The 24880-nt window shown below is 70.7% G+C and carries 16 protein-coding genes; 10 read left to right on the top strand and 6 right to left on the bottom strand.

All coding sequences use genetic code 11. The annotated features are described in order from the left end of the window. Positions 1-35 precede the first annotated feature (35 nt). Complete coding sequence (locus tag ABGB17_RS00360) at positions 36-2441, bottom strand: BTAD domain-containing putative transcriptional regulator (RefSeq protein WP_347625619.1); 2406 nt, start codon at positions 2439-2441, stop codon at positions 36-38. 505 nt (positions 2442-2946) lie between these two features. Between ABGB17_RS00360 and ABGB17_RS00365 the strand changes: the two genes are divergently transcribed. The 4 genes from ABGB17_RS00365 (at position 2947) to ABGB17_RS00380 (ending at position 8699) form a co-directional block, all read left to right on the top strand. Continuing rightward, a complete protein-coding gene (locus ABGB17_RS00365; RefSeq protein ID WP_347625620.1) occupies positions 2947-4203 on the top strand; it encodes a hypothetical protein in 1257 nt (418 codons plus the stop codon). A gap of 12 nt (positions 4204-4215) precedes the next feature. Continuing rightward, the gene (locus tag ABGB17_RS00370) at positions 4216-6312 is read left to right on the top strand and encodes a tetratricopeptide repeat protein (protein ID WP_347625621.1); all 2097 of its coding nucleotides are present in this window, start codon (positions 4216-4218) and stop codon (positions 6310-6312) included. A gap of 200 nt (positions 6313-6512) precedes the next feature. Continuing rightward, a complete protein-coding gene (locus tag ABGB17_RS00375; RefSeq protein ID WP_347625622.1) occupies positions 6513-7589 on the top strand; it encodes an alkene reductase in 1077 nt (358 codons plus the stop codon). Positions 7590-7688: 99 nt separating this feature from the next. Beyond that, positions 7689-8699 carry a pentapeptide repeat-containing protein gene (locus ABGB17_RS00380; protein ID WP_347625623.1) on the top strand — a complete coding sequence of 337 codons (1011 nt, stop codon included), beginning with the start codon at positions 7689-7691 and terminating at the stop codon, positions 8697-8699. Between the two features lie 47 nt (positions 8700-8746). Here the strand turns inward: ABGB17_RS00380 and ABGB17_RS00385 are convergent, their stop codons facing one another. Together ABGB17_RS00385 and ABGB17_RS00390 are read right to left on the bottom strand one after the other, a co-directional pair. Further along, positions 8747-10885 (bottom strand): bifunctional polysaccharide deacetylase/glycosyltransferase family 2 protein, encoded by a 2139-nt coding sequence (locus ABGB17_RS00385; RefSeq protein ID WP_347625624.1) that lies wholly within the window; start codon positions 10883-10885, stop codon positions 8747-8749. A gap of 44 nt (positions 10886-10929) precedes the next feature. Further along, the gene (locus ABGB17_RS00390) at positions 10930-11418 is read right to left on the bottom strand and encodes a hypothetical protein (protein WP_347625625.1); all 489 of its coding nucleotides are present in this window, start codon (positions 11416-11418) and stop codon (positions 10930-10932) included. 427 nt (positions 11419-11845) lie between these two features. On the opposite strand from ABGB17_RS00390, the gene ABGB17_RS00395 reads away from it, so the two are divergent. Both ABGB17_RS00395 and ABGB17_RS00400 read left to right on the top strand, forming a co-directional pair. Then, entirely contained in the window at positions 11846-12655 is an 810-nt protein-coding gene (locus ABGB17_RS00395) for an MOSC domain-containing protein (RefSeq protein WP_347625626.1), read from the top strand. 208 nt (positions 12656-12863) lie between these two features. Beyond that, entirely contained in the window at positions 12864-13121 is a 258-nt protein-coding gene (locus ABGB17_RS00400) for a hypothetical protein (protein WP_347625627.1), read from the top strand. A gap of 450 nt (positions 13122-13571) precedes the next feature. Here the strand turns inward: ABGB17_RS00400 and ABGB17_RS00405 are convergent, their stop codons facing one another. After that, a complete protein-coding gene (locus tag ABGB17_RS00405) occupies positions 13572-14888 on the bottom strand; it encodes a cellulose binding domain-containing protein (RefSeq protein WP_347625628.1) in 1317 nt (438 codons plus the stop codon). Positions 14889-15506: 618 nt separating this feature from the next. Between ABGB17_RS00405 and ABGB17_RS00410 the strand changes: the two genes are divergently transcribed. Continuing rightward, positions 15507-17486 carry an alpha-L-fucosidase gene (locus ABGB17_RS00410; protein WP_347625629.1) on the top strand — a complete coding sequence of 660 codons (1980 nt, stop codon included), beginning with the start codon at positions 15507-15509 and terminating at the stop codon, positions 17484-17486. Between the two features lie 33 nt (positions 17487-17519). Here the strand turns inward: ABGB17_RS00410 and ABGB17_RS00415 are convergent, their stop codons facing one another. Next, positions 17520-18209: a type 1 glutamine amidotransferase domain-containing protein gene (locus tag ABGB17_RS00415; protein WP_347625630.1), complete on the bottom strand. Its 690-nt coding sequence runs from the start codon at positions 18207-18209 to the stop codon at positions 17520-17522. A gap of 826 nt (positions 18210-19035) precedes the next feature. Here ABGB17_RS00415 and ABGB17_RS00420 point away from each other — a divergent pair. The 3 genes from ABGB17_RS00420 (at position 19036) to ABGB17_RS00430 (ending at position 23894) form a co-directional block, all read left to right on the top strand. Then, positions 19036-19974, top strand: a complete 939-nt coding sequence (locus ABGB17_RS00420) for a streptomycin biosynthesis regulator (protein ID WP_347625631.1) — start codon at positions 19036-19038, stop codon at positions 19972-19974. A gap of 381 nt (positions 19975-20355) precedes the next feature. Next, complete coding sequence (locus ABGB17_RS00425; protein ID WP_347625632.1) at positions 20356-22146, top strand: ABC transporter ATP-binding protein; 1791 nt, start codon at positions 20356-20358, stop codon at positions 22144-22146. Between the two features lie 26 nt (positions 22147-22172). Beyond that, the gene (locus ABGB17_RS00430; protein ID WP_347625633.1) at positions 22173-23894 is read left to right on the top strand and encodes an ABC transporter ATP-binding protein; all 1722 of its coding nucleotides are present in this window, start codon (positions 22173-22175) and stop codon (positions 23892-23894) included. A gap of 29 nt (positions 23895-23923) precedes the next feature. Here ABGB17_RS00430 and ABGB17_RS00435 read toward each other — a convergent pair whose 3' ends face one another. Beyond that, on the bottom strand, positions 23924-24766 hold the full coding sequence (locus tag ABGB17_RS00435) for a DUF4111 domain-containing protein (protein ID WP_347625634.1): 843 nt from the start codon (positions 24764-24766) through the stop codon (positions 23924-23926). Between the last annotated feature and the right edge of the window lie 114 nt (positions 24767-24880).

A 24880-nucleotide genomic window follows, 5' to 3' on the forward strand; every position in this document is an offset into this window, starting at 1 on the left:
CACCCCCGAGCGGGCCCCTTGAGCCGGCGGCCTGCCTACACCCCCGGCCGCGGCGACGCCGCCTCCACCCCCGACCGGCGCAGCACCGGCGCGGGTGCCGGGAGGTGCGCCGGGGGAGGGGCGGTGCCCTGCCGCAGGGCCCGCAGCCGGGCCAGGGCCTCGGTGGCGCCGGCCGGGACACCGAGATCGGCGAAGATGGCGTGGGCGGCGCGCAGGTCGCCCGCGCAGGCCGTGTGGTGGCCGAGGGTGTGCTCCAGCTCGGCGAGCCCTCGCATCATCACCGCCTCGCCGAGCCGGTTGCCCGCGTACCGGCACGCCACCAGCGCCACCCGGTGCGTCTCCTCCAGCTCGTTCCAGTACTCCCGCAGCACCGCGACGTTCAGCAGGGACGCCGCCAGCTCCCACGCCAGCTCGTCCTGCCCGGTGGCGGCCGCCTGCCGCACCGCCGCGACCAGCGCCGCCCGCTCGCTCTCGAACCACGCCACCGGGTCGGCGACGAGCCACTCGTGTTCCGGCCCTGGCGGCGGCCACCGGGGCGCCCGGCCACGGATCGGCGTGTACGACGCGCCCGGCAGGCGGCCGTCCGCCTCCTGCGCCAGCGCGAGCAGCGTGGCCAGCGTCCGCGTGATCACGGTACGCACGCTGGTCCCGGTCTCCTCCTCGGCGGCCCGTTCCCGCGCGTACAGGCGCACCAGCTCGTGGAACCGGTAGCGGGTACGGCCGGTCGCGTCGGTCCCCGCCACCTCCAGCAGCCGCTCGTCGGTCAGGGCGTCGATGAGCTCCTCGGCCAGGTCGGGGGAGGTCTCCAGCGTGGAGGCGGCCGTGCACACCGAGAACGACGGCAGGTCCAGCACGCCGAGCAGCCGGAACGCCCGCCGTGCCGCGTCGCCGACCCGGTGGTAGCCGACCGCCAGGGTGGCACGCACGTCCAGGTCCTTGAGGGTGAGCTCGTCCAGGCCGCCGGCGGCGAACCTGGCGCTGAAGTGGGCGATCGTCCAGTGGGGGCGGGCGGTGAGGCGGGTGCCCGCGGCGCGGATGCCGAGCGGCAGCCCTCCGCACAGCCACACCAGCTCCGCCGCCGCACCGGGTTCGGCGCGCCACCGCTTCTCGCCGACGATCGCGGCGAGCATGTTCTCGGCGTCCACCGGCTCCAGCACGTCCAGGTCCACCGTGCGGGCACCCGGCCACCCCGACAGCCGGTAGCGGCTGGTCACGATCACCGAGCAGGGCGGCGACCCGGGCAGCAGCCGCCGCACGTGCGCCTGCCCCGCCGCGTCGTCCAGCACCACCAGGATGCGGCGACCGGCGAGCTGGCTGCGGTACAGGTCGACGCGCTCGTCGATGTCCTCGGGAATCGCCGAGGCGTGCACGCCGAGCGCTCGCAGGAACCGCGTGAGCACCTTGCCGGGGTCGGCGGGGCAGGTCTCGGTGGCCCGCAGGTCGGCGTAGAGCTGGCCGTCGGGGAACGCCTCGCTCATGCGGTGCGCCACGTGCACGGCCAGCGTCGTCTTGCCCACCCCGGCCTGCCCGGTGATCAGCGTCACCGGGAGCGGCCCGGTCGTCCGCTTGGCCATGACGGCGCACAGGTGCTCGACCAGCTTCTCCCTGCCGGTGAAGTCACCGATCCCGGCCGGCAGCAGCGAGGGTCGCAGCGTGCCCGGCGCGGGTGTGGTCTCGTACGGCGGCGCGGCCTCCTGCCGCAGCACCTGCAGGTGCGCGGCCCGCAACTGCGGCCCGGGGTCGATGCCGAGCTCGTCGGCGAGCCGCGCCCGCGCGGCGTCGTACTCGGCCAGCGCCTCGGCCTGCGCGCCGGACGCCGCGAGCGCCAGCACCAGCCACGACTGCACCGCCTCGTTCAGCGGCTCGGCCTCGGCGACCGCGCGCAACTGCGGCAGCATCTCGGCGGCCAGCCCGAGCCGCAGCGCCGTGCGGGCCGCCTCAAGCAGCACGTTGATGCGCTCCTGGTCCACGGCGCGCACCCAGGGGTGCCCCTTCAGCACGTGGTCCAGGTCGGACAGGCAGGGCCCCTGCCACAGCTTGAGGCCGTCCAGCATCAGGTGGAGGGACTCGTGGGGGGAGGCGGCATGGCGGGCCGAGGCCACGGCCGAGCGGAAGGCGGTCAGGTCGGCGTCGCAGCGCTCGGGCCGGATGGCGTACGCCGCGCCGAGCCCCGCGAGCCAGGAGGAGCCGGAACGGGCGGCGTCGCCGGGGTCGATGCGGCGGCGCAGGCGCCCGACGTAGGTCTGCACGAGGTTGACGACCGAGTCCGGCGCGTCGTCGCCCCAGACGGCGTCGATGATCTCCTGACGCCGGACGGGTGCTCCGGCCTTCAGCAGCAGGAGCGCGAGCACGGCCCGCTGCTTGTCAGAGCTGATCTTGATCTCGGTTTCCCGGCGCCAGACCCTTAACGGGCCCAGCAGGTGGAACCGTATCTCGGTCATAGAACTCCCCGGAGCGAGTGTGCGGACGCATGCCGGAAATTTGAAGAATCATACGTTTTGACTATGTGTAAAGCGAGGATGTTCGGTGTCCTCTTGTGGTCACCGCTGGACCGGATGTCAAATTCCATGAAGACCGCAAATGCCGTTTATGTGGGACGACACCACCCTTCTGGACTCTCGCTGACGATCCGCTGGACCCGTCCCGCCCGCCACGTGCCGCGCCGTCCAGCCAGGTGGTCGCATCGATCCAGTGCCGCGGGTCATCGTTGCACTGCATCGGATCTTTCGGGAGGAGGTGCTCCATGAAGAAGATTCAGATTCGCAAGGCCGGTCCGGTTCGCCTGACCGCCGCCGCCTGCGGGGTTTACAAGAAGACCCAGTAGTACGGCACCGGCGGGCGCGCCGGACGCGGTCCCCGCGTCCGGCGCCTCCCGTCCGAAAGAACCCGAAAAGCTAGCGAATACCGCACCCGAAAAGGGCAGTGAATAGCACGGAGGGTAGTCCGTTGACCGAAACCGAGGCATTGGACGAACCCGCGGCGATCGAGTACGACCCCGATCGGCCACTCCTGCTGCACCCCCTGGTCCACCTGGTGGACGGCGACGAGGTGACCGTCGGCCGGCGGGACACCGACTCCTACGCGATCTTCCCGCCCGACGGCGCAGCCCTCGTGCGCAGACTGGAAGAGGGCGCCACGCCCCGCGAGGCCGCCGCGTGGTACGCGGACACCTACCACGAGAACGTCGACATCGACGACGTCATCGGGGCGCTCGCCGAACTCGGCTTCCTCCGCGCGCCCGAGGACCCGCCCCCCGCCTCCGGCCCCGCCGCCGACGCCCCCGTGCGCTGGCGGCGTCTCGGCGTGGCGCTGTTCTCGCCCTTCGCCTGGGTCGTCTACGCGGTGACGATCGGCTGGGCCCTGGTCGCGATGGTCCGCCGTCCCGACCTGGTGCCGAACTACCAGAACGTCTTCTTCACCGATTACTACACCGTCATCCAGGTGACGCTCTTCATCGCGGCGGTGCCCCAGCTGCTGCTGCACGAGGCGTTCCACGCCCTGGCAGGGCGCCGGCTCGGCCTGCGCTCCAGCCTGTCGATCGGGCGCAGGCTCTACTTCATCGTGCTGGAGACCTCCCTGGACGGCCTGGTCGCCGTGCCGCGCCGCAAGCGGTACCTGCCGATCGTCGCCGGGATGCTCGCGGACGTCGTGGTGATCGCCGCCTGCACCATCGCGGCCGACCTCAGCCGCACCCCCGGCGGGGAGTTCACCCTGGCCGGGCGGTTCTGCCTGGCGTTCGCGTTCGCGATCCTGCTGCGCGTGCTGTGGCAGTTCTCGTTCTACCTGCGCACCGACCTGTACGTGCTGGTGTCCACCGTGCTGCGCTGCGTCGACCTCGACACCACCGCCAAGCGCCTGCTGCGCAACCGGGTCAACCGGCTGCTGCGCCGCCACGACCGGCTGGTGGACGAGTCCCGGTGGCACCCGGCCGACCGGCGGGCCGCCCGGTGGTACTCCTGGCTGATCGTCGCCGGCTACACGGTGAGCCTGGCCACCTTCGTGTGGGCCGTGGTGCCCCTGCTGTACACCATGGGGGTCGCCGTGCTGTCCCGCTTCGTGGACGACCACGCCACCTGGGCGGAACTGCTGGACTCCACGATCTTCGCCGGTTTCATCCTGATACAGCTCGCCGTTCTCGGCGTGCTCGCGCTGCGCGACCGGCTCCGCCGGCGGCAGGGCGAGCTCCGCCACGTCATCGCCTGAAAGGGACGCACCATGGGTGACCGTGACCACTACTGGATCCGGGGCGCCAGACGCCGCGACCGCGACCTGGTCAGAGGCCGGCTCGCCCTGCCGCCTGAGCTGGCGGTCGTCGACGCGCACCGGCGCCTGCGGGGCCCCTACACCGCCGCCGGCACACTGCTGCGGGCCATCGCCCCCGACCTGCTGACGCGCACCCCCGAGCTCGGCGTCGAGCACAACATCGAGATCATGACGAGCACCCCGGAGCTGGCCCACGCCGTGCCGCGCGCCTGGACGTCGCTGGAGTGGTCCGCCCGCAAGGGCGAGCGCACCCGGTTCTACTCGCGGCTGCACACGCTCAACATCGCCAACGGCCTCGCCGAACTGCTGCGCGACTACCTGGCGGCCCTCGGCGGCGGGCCGCGGACCCTGGTCGTGGAGAACCTGCACGAGGCCGACGTCACCGACCAGGAACTGGTGGGGGTGCTGCTGCGGCGCGGCGACCTCGGCGCGCTGACCGTGGTGGCCTGCACCGCGGGCGAGGTCACCGACCCGCTCGGCGAGATCGCGATCTCCCTCGGCCCGCTGCTCGACCGCCACGCCGTGCCGGTCGACGCCCCGCCCGCTCCCGAAGCGGACGGCCCGGCGCCGGACCCCCGCGCCTACGTCCGGGACGACTGCGTGGACGACGACCCGCGGGTGATCGCCGCCTACGAGGCGCTGCCCCCCGAGGAGCGTGCCCGGCTGCACGACGAGCGGGCCGCCGAGCTCGCCGCACGCGACGAGTACTCCCTGACGCTCGGCGCGATCCCCTTCCACGCCGAGCACGGCAGCGACCCCGCCGGCGCCGGGCTGGCGGCGCTGCGCGGCGCCGTGTCGTACTGCCGGGGTGTCGGCCTGTACCAGGCGGCGGCCGAGCTCGGGCTGCGCGGCCGGGCCATCGTGGACCGGGAGACCCAGGAGGAGATGTGGTGGTACTTCGCGGACGCCACCAGCATCACGCTCGCCACCCTCGGCCGCGCCGACGAGGCCAAGGCCATCTATGACGAGTCGCGCGCCGCGACCCACGACCCCGCCATGCACATGGAGCTGGCCTACGGCACCTCCATGCTGTACTCCCGGCACTACCCCGAGCCGCAGCGGGACTACCAGCAGGCCAGGGCCTGGATCAACGTGTCCATCGCCATCGCCTCCCTGCTGGAGGAGCCCAAGCAGCGGGCGTTCCACTCGGTGTTCGGCCGCAACGGCCTCGCCCTGGTGGAGGTCAGGCAGAACGACCCGGAGGAGGCGCTGCGGCTGCTCAACGAGGGCATGGCCAGGCTGGACCGGGAACTCGAGATGGACGAGCACCTGCTGCACCGCACCGTGCTCCGGTACAACCGGGCGCAGGTCCTCGGCATGATGGGCAAGCTGGAGGAGGCGCTGGCGGACTACGCCAAGGTGCTGGAGACCGATCCCGACTTCCCCGAGCACCACTTCAACATCGGCAACATCCTGCGGCGCCTGAACCGCGAGGAGGAGGCCATCGCCTCCTACGAACGCGCGCTGCGGCTGTCACCGCCGTTCCCCGAGGCGTACTACAACCGCGGGGACGCCCGTCTCGAACTCGGCGACGTGGAGGGGGCGCTCGCCGACTTCGCGTACACCGTCGAGCTCGACCCGGCCCACGTCGACGCCCGCGCCAACCGCGCCGGCCTCCTGCTCGACCTGGGCGACACCGCCGCCGCCTGGCGCGACGTCACCACCGGCCTGGAGATGTCCCCTCGTCATGCGCACCTGCTGTGCCTGAAGGGCCGCCTGCTGGCCGAGCGCGGCGAGCCCGGCGCCGCCAGCGAGGCCCTGACCGCCGCCCTGGCCGTCAACCCCCGCCTCGCCGAGGCCTGGGCCCTGCGTGGCGAACTGGCCTACCAGGCCGGTGACCTCGCCGCCGCCCTGGAGGACCTGGACCGCGCCGTGGACCTCAGCGACTCACCCGCCATCCGCTTCAACCGCGCCGTCGTCCACCACGACACCGGTAACCACGCCGAGGCCGCCACCGACTTCGGCAAGGTCCTCGCCGCCACCGGCGACGAGGAGGCCAGGGAGTACCTGGAGTCCTGCCACCGAGCCCTGGAATCCACCTCGGCCTGACGGTTTCCCGGTGGCGGCCCGCCACCGGGACCACGCGGGGTCGCGCCGGGAGCGTGTGGTTTCCCGGCCGGCCGGCGGGGAACGCGGGCGAGCGGTGACCGCCGGGCGGACGGGCCGCTAGGGGACAGGCGGAAGGTGGAGCCGTGGGACACGCAGCGGGGACAGGAGGTTCTCGCGACATCTGGAGGGAAGGTGCGACGATGCCCGACCTGTTCGACCGAGTCCGGCTTGGCCGCCTGACGCTGCCCAACCGCCTGGTGATGTCGCCCATGACCCGCAGCCGCGCCGACGACCGGGGCGTCCCCCCAGCCGGCGCCGCCGTGTACTACGCCCAGCGTGCCACCGCCGGCCTCATCATCACCGAAGGCACCCAGCCCAGCCTGGAGGGCCAGGGCTACCCCGGCACCCCCGGCCTCCACACCGGCGCCCAGGTGAGGGCCTGGCGCGAGGTGACCGACGCCGTCCACGCCGCCGGCGGCCGCGTCTACGTCCAGCTCATGCACAGCGGCCGCATAGGCCACCCGAGCCTGAACGGCCTGACCCCCGTCGCCCCCTCCGCGATCCCCGCCTCCGGCCAGATCTACACAAGGGACGGCCGCCGCGACCTCCCCACCCCACGGGAACTCACCACCGCCGAAGTGAGGTCCACCATCCAGGACTTCACCCGGGCCGCCCGCCGCGCCATGGACGCGGGCTTCGACGGAGTGGAACTCCACGGCGGCAACGGCTACCTGATCCACCAGTTCCTCTCGCCTCGCACCAACCACCGCGCCGACGTGTACGGCCACGACCCCTTACGCTTCGCGGTGGACCTCACCACCGCCTGCGCCGAGGCGATAGGCCCCGACCGGGTGGGCCTCCGGGTGACCCCCGGCAACACCCTGAACGACATGACCGAGGACGACACGGACCAGACCTACCCCGCCCTGGCCGCCGCCCTGTCGCCCCTGAACCTGGCCTACCTCCACCTGGCCGGCGTCCCTCCCACCACCCCGCTGGCTGCCAAGATCCGCGCCACCTGGCCCACCACCCTGATCGCCGCCCCCAGCACCGGCGGTACCCTCCCCGAGGACGGTGGCCGGTCCGCCGCCGAACACTGGCTGACCCACGGCGCCGACCTGGTCGCCTTCGGCCGCGCCTTCCTGGCCAACCCCGACTTCGTGACCCGCCTCCGCACCGGCACCCCCCTGAACCAGCCGGACCCCACCACGTACTACGGCGGCGGCCCCCAGGGCTACACCGACTACGCCCTCTCCACCCCCCGGCCCCGCCTCTGACCCCCGTTCACGGGCTCGGCGTCCGGCGATGAGTCACCGAAGTGACAATTCCCTCGAACGGCTTACATCGGGTCCTCGTCGTCAGTTCGAATGGGTGCTGTGACATCACGGCGAGCATGCCGGCGGCGGGTGCCGATCCGGGTGGCCCTCAGCGAGGTCATCGCCGAGCGGGGGCCCCTTCTCCAGCGGGTGGGCACCTGGGGTCTGGTCCTCGGGCTGGTGCTCGCCGCGGGCGTCCTGGTCCACATCGACGCCGGGTCCATGAGGACTCCGCGGCAAGGACAGAGCGCCGGCACCTACACCCGAGCCGTGGAGCGGCTCGGGTCCGCGAGGATCGACGTCCGGCTGGGCGCGATCCACACGCTGCGCGACCTGGCGCGGGAGTCCCGGCGCGATCGTGTGACCATCGCCGATGTCATGGCCGCGTACGTGCGCGAGCACCGTTCGATGGCCAGGGGCGGGCCGCTCGGACGGCCGGCCACCGACGTGCAGACGGCCCTGACCGTGCTCGGCAGCGTCTACGACGCGCCGCGCACCGAACTCGGGCACGACTGGGCCTGCGGCTGCGACCTGACGCGGATCCGTGTACCGGGAGCGGATCTGAGCGGCCTGAACCTCGGCACCGCCCTGCTGACCCGGGCGGACCTCCGCGGGGCCCGCCTGAGCGGGGCCAATCTGGCGTACACCGACCTGACGGGCACCGACCTGCGCAAGGCATCGCTGGACGGCGCGGACCTGCCGCACGCCGTCCTGTTCAGGGCGGACCTGAGCGAGGCGGACCTCGACGGCGCGGATCTGCGCGGGGTGGACCTGTTCGAGGCGGACCTCAGGAAGGCGGACCTGCACTGGGCCGACCTGAGCGGGGTGGACCTGTTCGGCGCGGACCTGCGCGGCGCGGACCTGCGCCGCGTGAACCTGACCGGGGCGAGCCTGCGCGGCGCGGACCTGCGCGGCGCGGACCTGCGGGACGCGGTCCTCCGCGGAGCGGACCTGAAGGGAACGAACCTCAAAGGCGCGGACCTGACCGGCGCGGACCTCACCGAGGCGAACCCGGGCGCGGCCAGGACCGACGACGAGACCAAGCTCCCCGCAGGGGCAGCCGGAACGTGAGGGGCATGATCTTCGCTGCGGCCGGTGCCCGGCCCGCGGGCCGGAGGTCAGCGGTGGTGGGAGGCGGGGGTGGCGAAGGTCCCTTCTCTGCGGATGGTCTGCCAGCGGAGGCGGACGCCGAGTACGGCGGTGGCGACGGACTGGATGACGACCAGGTACATGAGCTGGCGGTAGACGAACTGTTGGAGGGGGAGCACCCACAGGACCGAGGCGCGCTCGCGGTCCAGGCGCAGGGCGTACCAGCCGGTGAACGCCTGGACCAGGACGAAGCCCGCCCACACCGCGACCACGGGGAGCGGGTCGTCGACGGCCAGGCTGTAGATCGCCATGATGTCCACGACCGGTGCGACCAGCGGCAACACCACCTGGAACAGGGTCAGGTAACCCAGGCAGCGACGGCCGAACGTCCCCTGCTCGACGATGGCGTGCCGGTGCTTCCACATCGCCTGGAGGGTGCCGTAGCACCACCGGTAGCGCTGCCGCCAGAGCTGCCGCAGCGACGTCGGCGCCTCGGTCCACGCCAGCGCGTTCTCCTCGTAGACGATGCGCCACCCGGCCCGGCACATCGCCATGGTGAGGTCGGTGTCCTCGGCGAGGGTGTCGAGGCTGAGGCCCGACACCGAGGCCAGCGCAGAGCGGCGGAAGGCGCCGATCGCCCCCGGCACCGTTGGCATGCAGCCGAGCAGGTCGAAGGCCCTGCGGTCGAGGTTGAAGCCGATGACGTACTCGATGTGCTGCCAGCGGCCGATCATGCCCCGCCGGTTGCCGACCTTGGTGTTGCCGCTCACCGCGCCCACCTGGGGATCGGCCAGCGGCCGGACCAGGTGGCCGATGGTCGCCGGCTCGAACACCGTGTCGCCGTCCACCATGATCAGGATGTCGTGGGAGGCGTGCAGGATGCCGGTGTTCAACGCGGCGGGCTTCCCGCCGTTCGGCCGCCTGATCACTCGCACCCCGGGCAGTCCGAGGCCGCCCGCGATCGCGGCGGTGCCGTCCGCCGAGCCGTCGTCCACGACGATCACCTCGACGACGCCCGCGTAGTCGGTGGTCACCAGCGAGCGTATGGTCGCCTCGATCCCCGCCGCCTCGTTGTAGGCCGGGACGATCACGCTCACCGGTGGGGGTGAGGGCCACGCCGGAGCCCTTCCCAAGCGGCGTTTGCCGCCGCGCGCGCGTTGCGCGTGCACCCAGGCCAGGACGAGGAAGAACAGCAGCCGGGCCAGCGTGAGCACCCCGGCCGCGGCGAGCACCCAGGCCATCGCCCCGGTGAACGCGGCCGAGGCGCGCTGCGCCAGGCCGAGCCCGGCGCCGATCACGCGGTCCGCCGGGCCGGCCGGAGCGTGCGCCGAGGGCATGCCGAGCGCCGACGTCAGCGTGGTGACCCGGTACTTCCGTTCGGACAATGAGGTGAGCAGGCGGTCGACGGCGGCGACCGTCTGGACGCGATCGCCGCCCGAGTCATGCATCATGATCACCGAACCTCTGCCCCGCCGCGGCAGCGCCGCTTGGAGGATGCGCTCGGTGCCGGGTCTGGACCAGTCCTTGGTGTCGGCGTCCGTCAGCACCACCAGGTAGCCCTCGCCGCCGAGGGCCCGCAGCGCCGCCAGTTGCGGGGCCGTGACCGAATCAGGCGTCGAGGAGTAGGGCGGGCGGATCAGACGGGTGTGCAGGCCCGTGGCACCGGCCAGGACCTTCTGGGTGAGCGAGGCCTCCAGCCGGAGCCGCCACAGCGGCACCGCCGACAGGTCGGCGTGCGCGTAGGTGTGGTTGCCGATCTCGTGTCCCTCGGCGACGATCCTCCGGGTGAGCTCGGGGTTCTCCGCGATCCTCGCTCCCACCGCGAAGAACGTCGCCTTGGCCCCGTGCCGCTTCAGCACGTCCAGAAGCAGGGGCGTCCAGCGCGGGTCGGGGCCGTCGTCGAAGGTGAGCGCGACCGTACGGGCCGGGAGCCGGGCACTGGTGGGCCGGGACCCGGTCAGGTTGAGCACCGGGCCGCTCCGCCAGATCTGGCGGAGCTCCGCCGAAGGGGGCGCGGCCACGGGTGGGGCGGCGTGGGTCTCGCCCTGCACGCCGGTGACGTACCCGTCGAACACCAGGGCGCCGGACACCAGCACCATCATCACGGCGACCAGGAACCAGTGGCCCCGGGGATCGGTACGCCGCCCTCGCCGCGTGCTCTCCGCCACCGGAGGCGGTGGCGGCAACACCAGGGTAGGGGTCGTCGGCCGGCTCACTTCTTGGGGCCCTGCGTTCGCTCGGGGTCGTGTCCCGGGGGCTGCTTGGTCCTGCCCGGGGGCTCGGTGCCGTCCGGCGTCGGAGACGTGCCGGTCGGCTCGTCGGCGGGCGGCGACGTGGACGGACTGGCCGTGCTGCTCGGAGTGGCCCGCGGAGTGCGGGTGGCCGTGGGCTTACGCGTAGGCGTGGGGGTGACGGTCGCACTCGGGGTGTGGCGTGCCGTGACCGGGCGGGCGGACGGCTTGCGCGGACGGTCCGCCGTCGGCGACGAAGAGGTCGCGGCCGGAGCCGGCGGCTTGGGATCACCGCCGGGCCAGCCGGTCACCGTGAGCGGGGTGCCCGTGAACACCCCCGCGATCAGCACCGCCATGCAGGCCATCAACAGCGTGCCGGAGAGCACGCCGACGACCATCAGCACTCTGGCGCGGCGGCCGCTCTGATCGACGAACACAGCGGTGTCCATGGGGGACTGGGCATCACTCACAGGCTGGAATCGTAGTGACGATCGTCTACTTGTGGGGCGGGAGTGCCCAGCCCGTGACGTCAACGACTCCCAGCGGACATTCGCCCGACTGGAGTTTTCGGTGGACATTGTGTGCGATATCACATTTTATCCGGACAGCCCGGAAGGCGAAGCCCCGCCATGACGTGCATGGTCGTCCCCGGTGCACTACGGCGGCGTGGAGCCGAGGAGCCGTGCGCGCGGAGGAGGGTGTCCCATCGCCGGCGCGAGCCTTCGGGGGGTCATGCCGGTCCTCGGCCGCGGGTCCGCTCGGAGAGGATGTGCCGCCTCATCGATGAGCACGCGGGACCACCCTCGAAGGGCCGCACTCCCCGCTCCGGAAGCCACGTGGACACGGCCCTGGAGTCTGAGAGAGCGCTCTCTTCGGCCCCGATCCTATCCTTGTCCAATGGAGCTAGCGGAGATCCGCACCTACCCCGTCAAGTCCGCCAAAGGCGTTCTCCGGCCATCCGCCCAAGTGCTTCCCTGGGGTCTGGAAGGCGACCGCCGCTGGGCCGTGATGGACCCGCTGGGAGAAGTGATCTGGGTGGGCGAACACCCCCAGCTCCTCTCCGTCTCGGCCGCCGAGACCCCCGAAGGCGGCCTCCTGCTGTCGGCGGAGGGCATGGGCGAGCTCAAGGTCCCCCCGGCCGCCGGCGAGGCGATCCCGATAGGTTTCCCCAACGTCGACCGAGCCGTGCTCGCCCACGCCGACGCCCATGAATGGTTCACCCGCCTGCTCGGCAAGCCGGCCCGCCTCATCTGGCTGGCCGAGCCCACCGGCCGGACCGCCACCGAGGAACACGGCGGCCTCCCCGGCAGTTTCGTCTGGGACGCCCCCCTCCTGCTCGTCTCCAGGAGTTCCCTCAAGCGCCTGGACGACTGGATCGCCGAAGGCGCCATGGAACGCCAGGAGCACCCCCCGGCCCCCCTCGACATGGCCCGCTTCCGGCCCAACGCCGTCATCGACGGCGCGGAACCCTTCGCTGAGGACACCTGGACATCGGTCCGCATCGGCGACATCGACTTCCGCGTCTTGGAACTGTGCGACCGCTGCGCCGCCACCACCTGGGACCCGGCCACTCAGGACCGCGGCAAGGAACCCCTGAGAACCCTGGCCAGGCACCGCCGCTGGAATGGGATGACCTGGTTCGGCATCCGCCTGGCCCCCAGGAACCTCGGCGAGCTGAGAGTCGGCGACGAAGTCCGGCCAAGCTAGCCGATCAGGCGCTTTCGCGGCCGGGCTCTGCACGCGCCGGCCGATGAAGCTCGAGGAGGACCATGGCGGCCGATCTGGTGCGGGCACCGGCTGACATCGCGGCGGGTGTGGTGACACGGCCGCCGGCCGGGGCCGAGCCGGCGACGGTGACCTGACGGCGTGCGCCGGCGCCCGCGGCGTCGAGGCGTGCCGTGACTTCGTCCTGACGGTGCGGCCCGCGGTGCGGCAGGCGCCGTTCTCGCGGTACGGCATGGTGAAGTTCGCCCGGTCGAACTGCAAGGAAGGGCAGCAGATCTCCATGGCCGCGAGCGTCGGCGACGACCCCACCCGCTGGGTGGCGGTCGACGACGGGCAGGCGGTCCTCCGGTCCAGCAAGGGCATGCACGCCGTGCGGGACACGTCTGTCGTCCGGTCACCCGAGGGGGACAGGTTCTTCCTCATCGCCACCGAATCGCCACCGACCTGAACGTCGGGGGCCGGGCGTATGGATGGCGGGATTGGGACTGGGCGCAGAGTGACGCCAGCCGCTGCATCGAGGTCTGGGAGACAACCGACCTGCGGACCTGGTCGGAGCAGCGGCACGTGCGGGTGGCCCCGGACGAGGCGGGTATGGCGTTGGGGTAACGCCTCCGGCCAAGGCCCCCTACGCCGTGGACGGCCCCCTCGATCTCACGGGCCTCGTGGTCGCGGCCGGCTACACCGCGGCGTGAAAGACGAGGTCCTGGCCGAAGGACACGGCGGATAGCCGGTGTCGGGGCACACCTGGGACACTCCCGGGACGCGGAAGGTGACCGTGCCGTCCACGGTGGCCGGCGTGACGAAGACCGCCGCGTTCGAGGTCCACGTCGTTGCTGCCCCCGTGGACGCCGGACAGGGGGTGGAACCGGCGGGATTCCACCCCCTGGCATCTGGCCGGTCAGGCGACGGTGCAGGCGGCGCCGTTGAGGGTGAACGAGGCGGGCTTGCCGGTGTCGCCGGTGTGGCCGGCCTGGAAGCCGATGCCGATCGAGGCGCCGGGGGCGATGGTGCCGTTGTAGGAGACGTTCCTCGCCGTCACCTGGCCGGACGTGGGGGAGTACGTGGCGTTCCAGCCGGAGGTGATGGTCTGGCCGGCGGGCAGGGTGAAGACGAGTGACCAGCCGTTGATCGCCGTGGTGCCGGTGTTCGTGATGGTGATGTCCGAGGTGAGGCCGTTGTTCCACGCGTTGACGGTGTCGGTGACGCGGCAGCGGCCGGTTCCCGGCGTCGGGGTGACGCTCGGAGTGGGGGTCGGCGTCGGGGTGACGCTGGGGGTGGGGGTCGGCGTGGGGGTGGTGGAGTCGAACTGGGTGAAGAAGCGCCAGACTTCGGCGGGGACCCAGGTGCGGGTGCCGCTGTCGCCGGTGGCGCCGTCCTGGGGTGCGGCGATGTGGCCTTCGTCGAAGGCGGCCCAGACGACGGGGTAGCCGGCGCGGCAGCCGGAGTAGGCGGTGATGCGGTGGGTCAGGCTGCCCTGGGCCGGCTCGGGGGGGTTCTGGGCGGTGCAGCCGTTGTTGCGGAGGAACCGGTCGCGCATGCCGCGGGCTGCGGCGGGGTTGTCCCTGATGCCGTGGACGCCGAGGTAGGCGACGGGCTGGGTGCCGCCGCTGCAGCCGCTGAGTTCCCGGGGGGCGGACTGGACGGCGACCGCGCGGAAGACGTCCGGACGTGCGCACGCGAGGGCGAAGCTCATGGCGCCGCCGTAGCTGAAGCCCACGGCGAAGCGCTGGGTCGTCTCGACGCACAGATCGGCTTCGATCCGCCGCAGCATGTCGTCGACGAACGTGACGTCCTCGCCGCCGGAGTTGGCCCAGCCGTTGCTGATGCCCTGGGGCGCGACGAAGATCGTGCTGTTGTTCGCCAGGCGCAGCAGGCCGTAATAGGACCAGACGTCCCGTTGCACGGTCTGGCCGGTGGCGACGTCGGTGGCGGTGCCGCCCCACCAGTGGAACCCGAAGACCAGGCGGTAGGGACGGCGGTTGTCGTAGCCGTCGGGGAGCCGCAGGATGAAGCTGCGGCTCTTGCCACCACTTTGGATGGTGTGCGTGCCGTTCGTGAGAGTCGGGGTCTTGCCGCACCCCGCCGTCGCGGCGGCGACGGCCGTCCTGGCATTCACGGGCGACGACGCCCCGTTGCTCAGGGCCGCGTGACCGGTGCCCAGCACGAGGAGCACCGCGACCGCGACGGCTCCGAACAGGGATCTCTGCCTTGACATCACAACTCCTTCTGGCGAGCGGAATCCCGCTGTTAGCGCTCACAGTTCGGGGGAAATCCAGATGACTTTTTCGTGGAGCGGCCTGGAGTCCGGCGAGGCAGGAGCCAATAGGATCCGGCATGGCATGTCAAGGATCCGGTGATCCCCCTGGCGGCCCACTCCGCCGCGTCACTCCTCGTCTCCACGTCTGACCAGAGGTGAAGACGGAGTGGCCCCACGCCGTTTCTGTGCAACTTTCACCGTCGTCGCGGCTTCCTCGTCGCACCCGAGAAGCGGCACGGGGCGGCGCCGGCAGCAGACGACCAACGCGAGACGCCGGGGGGAATTGTTAACGCGAACAACGGATGATGCGGGCGATCGCGATGAGCGTCACAAGTGCCGGATCAGGGACGCATTCCCCACGGTCCCGGCGCCTCGCTCCCTCCCGGCGGGTGAGCGCGTGAAAGTTCCATCGACATCCCATGTCGCCACTAGAGGAAGAGGGTCTTTTCCGCCGAGCTGCCGGGAAGCCTGGACTTGCCGCTCGTTCCGGCTTACAAACACATCCAATGTCTCAACGTAAGGGCTCTTGTCAGTGAGCCGGAAAGAGAGCCCGACCCGTCCCCGAAAGGCATCCCCATGTCTTCGTCGTCCTACCGGTTCAGCCGCCGTGCGCTTCTCGCCGGGGCCGGTGGTCTCGCGGCCACCGGTCTGATGGGGATCCGCGGCGCGTGGGCCACCGACGGCCCGCAGAGCTACAGCCCGTCGTGGGCTTCGGTGGACCAGCATCCGCCGGCGCACGAGTGGTTCCAGGACGCGAAGTTCGGGATCTACTTCCACTGGGGTGTCTTCAGCGTGCCCGCGTTCGCCAACGAGTGGTACCCGCGCAACATGTACAACAACGGTTCCAGCGAGAACAACCACCACCGCAGCGTCTACGGCGACCCGGCACAGTGGCCGTACCACAACTTCATCAACGGCGCCCGGGACCGGGCAGGCAACTTCGTGCAGTTCGCCCCCAAACTGAGGTCCGCCGGCGGCAACTTCGACCCGGGCGAGTGGGCGCAGCTCTTCCTCGACGCCGGCGCCAGGTTCGCCGGGCCCGTGGCCGAGCACCACGACGGCTACTCGATGTGGAACAGCCGGGTCAACGAGTGGAACTCGGTCGCCACCGGCCCGCGGCTGGACCTGCTGCGGCTGCACGCCGACGCCATCCGCGCCAAAGGCCTCAAACTGCTGACGGCCCTGCACCACGCGTACAACTTCACCGGCTTCTACCAGTGGGCCCCGGCACAGTCCACCACCACTCTCAGGAAGCTCTACGGCCAGCTCGACGCGAACACCGAGTACCAGCTCTGGTACGACAAGCTCAAAGAAGTCATCGACGGCTACCAGCCCGACATCATCTGGCAGGACTTCGACCTCAGCCGCATCCCCGAGAGCCACCGGCTGAACTTCCTGGCCTACTACTACAACCGGGCGGTGGCCTGGAACAAGGACGTCGTCGCGACCTACAAGGACGGCTTCAACACCCGCGGCGAGGTGTTCGACTACGAACGCGGCGGCCCGGCCGCCATCCAGACCCCCTACTGGCTGACCGACGACAGCATCTCCAGCTCGAGCTGGTGCTACACCAACGGCATCGGGTACTACTCCCTCAACGCCATGCTGCACTCGCTGATCGACCGGGTCAGCAAGAACGGCAACATGCTGCTGAACATCGCCCCGATGGCCGACGGCACCATCCCCACCGGCCAGCGGTCGATCCTGCTCGGCATCGGCGACTACCTGCGCCGCTTCGGCGAGTCCATCTACGCCACCCGCGCGTGGACCACCTTCGGCGAGGGCCCCACCCAGATGGGCGGCGGCAGCTTCGTCACCCCGCGGGCGGGCACCAGCCAGGACATCCGCTTCACCCGCAGCAAGGACAACCGGGTGCTGTACGCCACCGTGCTGGGCTGGCCCGGCGCCACCCTCCACATCACCACCCTGGGCGCCAACCGCATCAACCTGACCACCCTGACCTCGGCCCAACTACTGGGCTCCACCGCCGGCCAGTACACCGACCTGCCCACCCGCACCCAGGACGGCTCGGCCCTGCACATCACCCTGCCCTCCACCAACCCCCCGTTCAGCGCCCCGGCGTACGTGGTCAAGCTGACCTTCTCCGGCACCGTCCCGCCCCTGGGCTCGGGCCCCACCCCCACCGGCTGGGCCAGGATCACCAACGTCGCCACCACTCTCGTGCTCGACAGCGGCGGCAACGTCGCCTCCGGCTCACCACTCAAACAGTGGAACTACGACGGCAGCACCAACCTGCAATGGCAACTCGTCGACCTCGGCAGCGGCTGGTACCGCATCGTCAACCGCACCAACACCATGGTCGCCGACAGCTGGGGCAACACCGGCAACGGCGCCCTGTGCATGCAGGCCGCGTGGAACGGCGGCGACAACCAGCAGTGGCGACTCAACAGCATGGGCAACGGCCGCTACCAGATCATCAACCGCGGCACCGGCACCGCCCTGGACAGCGGCGGCATCACCACGACCGGCTCGAACGTGAAACTGTGGGCCCCCGACTCCAGCACCAACCTCCAGTGGACCATCACCGCGGTGTGACCCACGCCCGCATCTGTCCTGGTGCGACAACCGTCATGCCGTGGTCTTGCTGGTCAGTGCGATCAGTTCGATCGCGGCCGGTGCCGAGGAGGCCGGGTTCTGCCCGGTGACGAGCAGCCCGTCGGTGACCACGTACGGCTCGAAGTCGGCGGTCTTGGAGAAGTCGGCGCCCTTGGCGATGAGTTCGTCCTCGACCAGGAAGGGCACGACTTCGGTCAGGCCCATGGCTTCTTCTTCGCTGTCGGTGAAGCCGGTGACTCTGCGGCCCGCCACCAGCGCGGTGCCGTCCGGGTTGACGGCGTGACGCAGCGCGCCCGGCGCGTGGCACACCATCGCGAGGGGCTTTCCTGACGCGACGATCCGTTCGATCAGTCTGATGGAGGCCGTGTCCTCGGCGAGGTCCCACAACGGGCCGTGGCCACCGGGGTAGAAGACCGTGTCGTAGTCGTCGGGGGAGACCGAGTCCAGCCGCACCGTGCTGTCCAGCCGGGCCTCGGCCTCGGGGTCGGCTTCGAACCGGCGGGTCTGGCCGGTCCTGAACCGCTCCTCGTTGCTCTTGGGGTCCAAGGGGGCGCGTCCGCCCGCCGGTGAGGCCAGGGTGATCTCCCACCCGGCTTCCTTGAAGTGGTAGTACGGTGCGGCGAGTTCCTCCAGCCAGAAGCCGGTCTTGCGTCCGGTGTCGCCCAGCCGGTCATGTGAGGTCAGCACGATCAACACCTTCATGGTCCCGCTCCTCGGCTTGTTCGTGGACCGCGGCGACCGTTCGTGCGGTCCGGTGCGCCGGACGTCGGCAGGGCCGGCCACCTCGTGGCTCACGTCCGAACAGTAGGTTGTGCCTACTTGACAATTACTGGACCGGATGTGAAATCCATGGGGTCCCGGAGTTTCTTTCCCAGGCGTTGGCGGAGATTTGGCCGCAAGGTGGGTTCGCCGATCAGGCGGACGTTGCGGCCTCGGTCGAAGCCGCCGCGGCCGTAGCCGCCGAAGGCGGTCCGGGGAGACGGTCACCGGCCGCCCCACCTGCGCGAACCCTCGACGACGAATTCGCAGCCGATGAACCGGCGGTCGCTTGCCGCAGGGATATTCCCCAGGCGGCACATTATTGAGATTTGTGACGCGAGCGGGCTCCCTCGCCGATTCCTGAACCCATCGGGTTGGTTGTCGGCCGGGAAATTTCATCCGCGCAACCTAAATCCCCGGATAGGTCCTCCGGCCGGTGGTGCGTCAATCGCGGTGAATTGCGGCCTCTCTTGACAGTGCCGGTTTTGGCTTCGTATCCTTCGCAAAGTTTCGTCGACCTGAAGAAAGTTTTAGGTGGGGCCGGATAGACGCGATGCATCGTGTTCCGCTCGGCGGAGAACGGCGGGGGCGCCCTGACTTACGGGTGCGGAGCAGACCGATGGGCCAGTGTGGGGACCTCGACCTGTAGGGGGGCAGAGTGAGTCGACAAGCCGATCGTTGTTTTCCTGAGAACCGGGGCGCGGGTGCTGAAATCCATTCGCTACCGCTACCGGAAGACCATCCCGATAATTCGCCGGAGGTGCAGTGGGTGTCTGTGGACGCGCTGCGGCCTGGTTATTCTCCCCGGCTTGACGGTGAGGATTCGCAGCATGTGCACCTCCTCGCCGAAACCCAGGCAGATCTGCCGCCGATTCTCGTCCATCGGCCCAGTATGCGGGTGATCGACGGTATGCATCGACTGCTCGCGGCCCAACTCAAGCAGGAACGGACAATCAAGGTCAGGTTCTTCGACGGCGACGAGCGGGAGGCGTTCATCGCGGCGGTCAAGGCCAACGTGACGCACGGTCTGCCGCTGACCTTGGCCGACCGGGAGGCGGCGGCGACCCAGATCATCGAGATCGAACCGCATGCGTCGGACCGTTCGATCGCCGCGATCACCGGGCTCGGGGCCCGCACGGTCGGGGCCATCCGCAAGCGTATGGGTGCCGGCGGTGCGCAGACGGTGGTCCGCATCGGGCGTGACGGGCGGGTCCGGCCCTTGAACAGTGCCGACGGGCGGCGCAGGGCCGGGGAGATGATCGCGCAGATGCCCGGCGCTTCCTTGCGGGAGATCGCGAAGATGGCGGGCGTATCGCCCGCCACTGTGCAAGATGTGCGCAGGCGGATAGCGCGTGGAGACGACCCGGTACCGGCCAAGCTGCGGGAACCGCACGAGCGGCACCAGGCCACGGGGAAAGGGCGACTGAATGCCCTCGATCGGAACGGCGACCATCGGCCGATCCGTGACCGGACCTCGCTGCTGCAGAGCCTCAGCAAGGATCCGTCGCTGCGGCTCAACTCGAACGGGCGCAAGATGTTGCAGTGGCTCTTCGAGCACATAGGAGGGCCGAAGGACTGGCAGGATCTCGTGCACGAGATTCCGGCGCACTCGGCTTACATCGTCGCTGAGATGGCACGTGGGTGCGCGGACGAGTGGACGGCGTTCGCCGAGGAGCTGGAGCAGCGGCTGCATGCCACTCAAAGATAGGCCGCGGTGACGGTACGGCGTTCAACTGTGCCGGAATGCGCAGTCGGACGCCCCGCCCGCTGACGCCATGACGGACAGGGCCTCGCCGGCCGGTCCGCCGCGGCGTCTGTCGATGATTTCCGTCCGGCGAATACGAGGCCCTCTGCCGGGCGGAGCGTGATTCGGCTACCCTCGCTCCGCCCGGACGGCCATTTTCCCGGCCCCGGCCGCCGGCTGGGCAGACATCGCCGCCACCATACTCCGCACCGCGATGACTTTCGTATTGTTCGCATTCAGTAATTCCGGATGATCGACGTCCTTGACACGTTCTCAGGGACGGACATAAAGTGCGCAACGTTTTGGATTCATAGCGGAAATCGCGGCCCTGAAATGAGGTGGAGAATGCGGGATCGGCTGGCTCTGCTGAGGCTCTTTCGCGATGCCGGACCCGCACTGACCGCCGCTCTCGTGCTCGTCGTCCTCATCGACGCGGTGGTCCCCGCGGGGATCGCGGTGGCCGTCGCGGAGCTGGTCAGGTCGAGCGGCCTGACAGCGCTGGGGCCGGTGCTGCTGATGAGCGGCGTCATGCTGGCCGGGCAGGTCGCGCAGACGTTCCGGTGGCCGGTGCAGCGGCTCGCGGCGGACCGGATCGACGGGGCTTTCCGTACGCGGGTGGCGGCCTTGGTCATGGCGGTCCCGACCTTGGACGTCGCCGAACGACAGGACGTACAGAACCTCGTCAAGACGGCGACCGTCGAACCGCGCGAATGGGTGGACAAGACCTCAGGCGACGGAGCGGTGAGCCTGCTCGAGTCGGTGGCTCGCGCCTTCGGGCTGATCGCCTCCGCCGCGGTGCTCGCCGCGTGGTCATGGTGGCTGGTGCCGGCGACGGTGGTCCCGGCGGTGCTGCTTCGGTATGTGCACAGCCGCCAGTGGGTCCGGCATTTCCGGATCTGGATGGCAGGGGTCTTGTACCACCGGCGGTGGCGGTACTGGGGCGAGGTCGCCACCTCACCCGCGGCGGGGCGGGAGCTGCGGGTCTTCGGCGCGGCTGAGTGGCTGCTGAGGCATCACATCGATGACGTGCACCGGCATCTGATCCCTGTGTGGAGTGACGATCGCGTGGTGCTGCGCCGGCTCTGGCTGGCGCTGGTGTTGCCGCTGGCCGCCACCACCGCGGTCTTCACCTGGGTGGCGCTCGGCACGGCGGCCGGGGACGGGACCGTCGCGCTGCTGACGGCCGTGCTCACGGCGGGCTGGTCGGTTTTCGGCCTCGCGATCCAGACCGACGACGTGATCGCACTGGAGGGCGCCCGGCCCGTCATCCGGGCGGCCACGCGGCTGGACCACCTGATCAGGCCGTGCGCTCCTGCGACCGCGAGTCCCTCTCGGGCGACTTCGCGTACAAGACCTCCGCTCGTGCGCTTCACGCAGGTGCGTTTCGCTTACGAGGGCGCTTCCACGCCGGTGGTGGACGGGCTCGACCTCGACATCATGCCCGGTGAGCTGCTGGCCCTGGTCGGGCTCAACGGAGCGGGGAAGTCGACACTGACCAAGCTGCTCGCCGGGCTCTACCGGCCACAAGCGGGGACGATCACCGCGGACGGCAGGGACATCGCGAACACAGCCGGCTGGCAGTCTGGGCTCGGCGTGGTCTTCCAGGACTTCGTCAAGTACCCCCTCTCGTTGCGCGACAACATCGCGGTCGGCGCGGAAGACCCCGAGCTCGTGGTCGCCGCCGCCAGGGACGCGGGATTGGACGGTGTGGCGTCACGACTGCCCCGCGGCTACGACACCCCGCTCTCCCCAGGGCGTCGTGGCGGGGTGGACCTGTCGGGCGGGCAGTGGCAACAGGTCGCGCTGGCCCGCGCGCTCCATGCCTCCAGGGCCGGAGCCCGCATCCTGGTGCTCGACGAGCCGACGGCGCATCTCGACGTGCGCACCGAGCACGAGCTGTTCCGGCGCCTGTCGGGGATCACCGAAGGGATCAGCGTGGTGCTGATCTCCCATCGCCTTTTCACGGTGCGGCAGGCCGACCGCATAGCGCTGCTCAGCGGCGGCCGGATCGCCGAGCTGGGGAGCCACGACGAGCTGATGGCCGCCGGCGGTCATTACGCGGCCATGTACCGCCTCCAGGCTCAGCGATTCGTCCAGGGGTTCGACGACCGGCTGGACGGAGGGGGCGTGGGATGAGGGAGTACTTACGCCTCTGGCGACAGATGATCACGCTTTGCCGGCGGCGTCACCCCGGGACGACGGCGTTCCTGATCTGCTGGCGCCTGGCCACGACGGTCACCTTCGCGGCGGCCGGTCTGCTGCTGCGGGCCTTGATCGAGGCCACCGAGGCGGGCACCGCCACGGGGATCGTCCTCACGGCGGCGGGTGCGGCACTGGTGCTCACGCTCAACCTCGGCGTCGAGCACATCGCCTACCTCAAGACCGTTCACCTGGTCGAGCGGGTCAGCCTGGCCGAGGTCGAGCCCGCGATCCTCGGCGCCTGCCTGCGCGTCCCGCAGGTGGGCCATCTGGAGCAGCCCGCGTTCCTGGACCGGGTCACCGCGTTGCGCGGCCAGTCGGGCGGGATCGTGGACTCGGCCTGGGCCGCGCTGCAAGCTGTCACCGCCACGATCGGGCTGCTGGTCTCCCTGGCCGTGCTCGGCAGCGTCGATCCCTGGCTGCTGCTGCTCCTGCCGTGCGCCGCCCTGCAACTCGCCATGGAGCGGCACGGCAGGCGGAAGGTCGAGGCGGCGGACCTCGAAGTGGCCGAGGACCTGCGCCTGCACCGGCAACTGTACGAGGACGTGTGCGTGAACCCGGCCGCGCTGAAGGAGGTGCGCGTCAGCGGGTCGGGCCCCGAGGTGCTGAGGCTGCAGGCCGAGGCGTGGGGGAGGGTGACGCGTGCGCGGGCCGCGGCCGCTCTGGTGGCGGCCTGCTGGTCCTCGGCCGGATGGCTGGTGTTCGCGCTGGGCTTCGCCGTCGCGATCGCGCTGGTCACCGCGGCGGGCGGCGCGGGTGCGATCATCCTGGCGGTCACCATGGGCATCCAGTTCCGTGGCGTGGTCGCGCAGGTGCTGAACCGGTCCATGCAGGTCGGTGGGTACCGCCGGTTGTTGCGGCCCTACCTCTGGCTGATGGCCTACGCCCGCGCTCAGCGCGACGTCGGCGAGACGCCTCCGCCCGATCGGCTGGTCCACGGTATCGACCTGCGTGACGTCACCTTCACCTATCCCGGGATGAGCCGTCCGGCGGTGTGCGGCCTGTCGGCGCACCTGCCCGCCGGGGCGGTCGTGGCCGTGGTCGGCGAATACGGCTCAGGCAAGACCACGCTCGTCAAGCTGCTGGCCAAGATGTACGAGCCGGACACGGGGTCCGTCCAGGTCGACGGCGCCGACCTGCGCACCCTGGACACCGGCGCCTGGCGGGCGTCGATGAGCGCCGCCTTCCAGGATTTCGGCCGCTACTGCACCACGTTCGAGGACTCCGCGCTGATGGGCCGCGCCGGCGACCTGGAGCCGGCCGTGCACGTCGCCGACGCGGGCTCCCTGCTGTCCCGCCTGCCCGACGGCGCCGCCACCATGCTCGGCCGCCGCTTCGGCGGCGTCGAACTGTCGGAGGGACAATGGCAGAAGGTCGCGCTCACGCGCGCCTGCGTACGCCCGGAGCCGTTGCTGTTCATCCTGGACGAGCCCACCGCCTCCTTGGACGCGCCGAGCGAACATGCCGTCTTCACCCGGTACGGCGAACGCTCGCGCGCCATCGCCGCCGCGACCGGTGCGATCACCGTCCTCGTCTCCCACCGGTTCTCCACCGTGGCCGACGCCGACCTCATCCTGGTGATGGCCGGGGGACGACTGGTGGAGATGGGCACGCACGACGAACTGCTCATGAGAAAAGGCACCTACTCCGACCTGTACGGCATGCAGGTCGCCGCGCACGGATGAACGCGATGGCGGTCTCTCACGCGGCGCCCCTAGCCGGCCACGCCCGCGCCCCGCAGCGCGTAGGAGGCGAACGCACGCAGCTCCTTGTCGTCCCACGCGTGGCCGTCGGTCTCTCGTTCGGCCAGGGAGACCGTACGGCCGCTGCGGTAACAGGCCAATGCCTGCTTCACGAGCGGCCGATGGCGTTCCGGCAGCCGCTCGAGCGCCCACGCGGCTCCTTCCTCCTTGCTGAGCACGAGTCCCGAGGCGCCTTCCAGCATGGCGAGCACGCGGCAGGCGTTGAGCACGCCGTAGTAGGGAGAGCTCAGCAGGCGGTCGTCCTTCAGCGCCCACTCCAGATCCTCCAGGGCGGCCGCGAGGTAGTCGTGATCCGGCACGGGCGCGAAAACCTCCTGTGGCGGTGCGCCGAGCAGCGTCACACCGCGGCCGCGGGTCACGGCGATGTGCGCGGTCAGGTCCGGATCGTGCCGCTGCTCCGCGTAGTCGACCAGCCCGCTCAGGATCCGCTCCGTCCACGCGGCGGAGTAGTGCACCTCGTACGGCCGGGGATGCTCGTGCGTCGCGGCCTGGCGCCGGGTCAGGATCGACAGCTCCAGATCCCCGGTGATCGGCCGGTGCTCGCTCCGGCCGGCGAAGGCGCGGGAGGCGCGCTCACGCTGCCCGGCGTCCAGCGGATCGCTCACGAGCAGCAGCAGATCCAGGTCGCTTTTGGCGCGGTAAAAACACCCCATTGCCAAGGAGCCGTGGAGATAGGCGCCGGCGAGTGGAATGCCGGCGGCCGTGAGCGTGCCGTTCACATATTCCCGGATGTCGGTGTCGCAATCGTCCCACGACTGCGCACGGCCGGCCGGGTGAAGAGGATCGTTCACCATGACAGCAAGCGTATGACGTGGTAATCAGCGCGGCAAACGCCATGCCGGGAATCGCTGAATGGGCACGTCGTCGTACGGGGTTTTCTCGCGCGGCGACCGTATTCGACTGCGTGT

This window comes from Sphaerisporangium sp. B11E5, from assembly GCF_039871875.1.
Taxonomy (GTDB): domain Bacteria; phylum Actinomycetota; class Actinomycetes; order Streptosporangiales; family Streptosporangiaceae; genus Sphaerisporangium.